The organism is Pseudonocardia halophobica, assembly GCF_027922425.1.
Lineage (GTDB): Bacteria > Actinomycetota > Actinomycetes > Mycobacteriales > Pseudonocardiaceae > Pseudonocardia > Pseudonocardia halophobica.
Window position 1 is genome coordinate 1 of record NZ_BSFQ01000117.1, and the last position, 1296, is coordinate 1296.

1 protein-coding gene is annotated in these 1296 nt (G+C 67.2%); it reads right to left on the minus strand.

Annotated elements, in window-relative coordinates:
* Nucleotides 1–1296: AMP-binding protein (locus PKE99_RS37545; protein WP_271215027.1), on the minus strand; the 1296-nt coding region annotated here is incomplete at both ends.

The window sequence follows — 1296 nt, forward strand, 5'->3', positions numbered from 1 at the left end:
GAGGTCGAGGATGCCGACGGACTTCTCCCGCATCTCGACCTTGCGGACCTTGCCGGTCACGGTCATCGGGAACTCGTCGACCACCAGCACGTAGCGCGGGATCTTGTAGTGCGCGAGCTTGCCCGTGGCGAACTCGCGCAACGACTCCGCGGTGACCTGGGCGCCCTCGCGCACCTGGATCCAGGCGCAGAGCTCCTCGCCGTACTTGACGTCCGGGACCCCGATCACCTGGGCGTCGAGGATGTCGGGGTGGGTGTAGAGGAACTCCTCGATCTCCCGGGGGTAGATGTTCTCCCCACCCCGGATGACCATGTCCTTGATCCGCCCGGTGATGTTCACATACCCCTCGGCGTCCATCACCCCCAGGTCCCCGGTGTGCATCCACCGCGCCGCGTCGATCGCCTCCGCGGTCTTCTCCGGCTCCTCCCAGTACCCCAGCATCACCGAATACCCCCGCGTGCACAGCTCCCCCGGCTCCCCACGCGGCACGGTCAACCCGGTGTCCGGGTCCACGATCTTGACCTCCAGGTGCGGGTGCACCCGGCCCACGGTCGACACCCGCAACTCCAGCGAGTCGTCCGCGCGGGTCTGCATCGACACCGGCGACGTCTCGGTCATCCCGTAACAGATCGTGACCTCGTCCATGCCCATCCGCGACACCACCTGCTTCATCACCTCCACCGGACACGGCGACCCGGCCATGATCCCCGTCCGCAGACTCGACAGGTCATAGGCGTCGAAGTCCGGGTGGTTGAGCTCGGCGATGAACATCGTCGGCACCCCGTACAGCGACGTGCACCGCTCCCGCGCCACCGCCTCCAGGGTGGCCTTCGGGTCGAAACCCTGCGCCGGGATCACCATCGTGGCGCCGTTGGAGGTGCTCGCCAGGTTGCCCATCACCATCCCGAAGCAGTGATAGAACGGCACCGGGATACACACCCGATCCGCCGGGGTGTAGCCGTTGAGCCGGCCCACGAAAAACCCGTTGTTCAAGATGTTGTGATGGGACAGGGTGGCGCCCTTGGGAAAACCCGTCGTCCCGGACGTGTACTGGATGTTGATCGGGTCATCCGGCGACAACGCCGCCTGCGCCTCGGCCAGCACGGCCGGGTCCCCGGCCCGCCCGGTCTCCAACAGCCCGTCCCACTCACCCGAGCCGATCAGCACCACCGCGCGCAGCGCCGGGCAGCCGCCCCGCACCTCCTCGATCATCGCCGCGTAGTTCGAGGTCTTGAACTCCCGCGCCGCCACCAACAGCGAGATCCCCGCCTGCCTGAGCACATACTCCAACTCGTG